This is a genomic window from Allobosea sp. MMO-172, assembly GCF_037147855.1.
Lineage (GTDB): Bacteria > Pseudomonadota > Alphaproteobacteria > Rhizobiales > Beijerinckiaceae > Allobosea.
In genome coordinates this window covers 1-689 of the sequence record NZ_JBBCUM010000051.1, presented here as the reverse complement: position 1 = coordinate 689, position 689 = coordinate 1, and the positions used below count along the sequence as shown (strand labels likewise).

General features: G+C 66.5%; 1 protein-coding gene. It reads right to left on the bottom strand.

Annotated elements, in window-relative coordinates:
- Positions 1 to 689, bottom strand: a 689-nt coding sequence (locus WFK61_RS26060; protein ID WP_336814948.1) for a DNA translocase FtsK, incomplete at both ends; no start/stop codon positions are given.

Sequence of the window (689 nt, the reverse complement as noted above, 5' to 3'; positions counted from 1 at the left end):
ATCTCGCGTTTTCCGGCGTGGTTTGCGGGACCGACGATGCCCTCGTTCTCCATGCGCTCCATGATGGACGCGGCGCGGTTGTAGCCGATCTGGAGGCGGCGCTGGATGTAGGAGGTCGAGGCCTTCTTGTCGCGCAGCACGACGGCCACAGCCTGCTCGTAGGGGTCGTCGCTGTCGGTCGAACCCATGCCGGTCTTGTCGAAGACGGCGCCGTCCTCGTCCTCGGCGCCCTCGTCCTCCTCGGAGGTGACGGCGTCGAGATATTGCGGGCGGCCTTGCGTCTTCAGATGCGCGACGACCTTCTCGACCTCGGCATCCGAGACGAAGGGGCCATGGACGCGGGTGATGCGCCCGCCGCCGGCCATGTAGAGCATGTCGCCCTGGCCGAGCAGCTGCTCGGCGCCCATCTCGCCCAGGATCGTGCGGCTATCGATCTTCGAGGTGACCTGGAAGGAGATGCGGGTCGGGAAGTTCGCCTTGATCGTGCCGGTGATGACGTCGACCGAGGGACGCTGCGTGGCGAGGACCACGTGGATGCCGGCGGCGCGCGCCATCTGGGCGAGGCGCTGGATCGTGCCCTCGATCTCCTTGCCGGCGACCATCATCAGGTCGGCCATCTCGTCGACGATGACGACGATATAGGGCAGAGGCTCGAGGTCCATGACCTCCTCCTCGTAGATCGCCTCGCC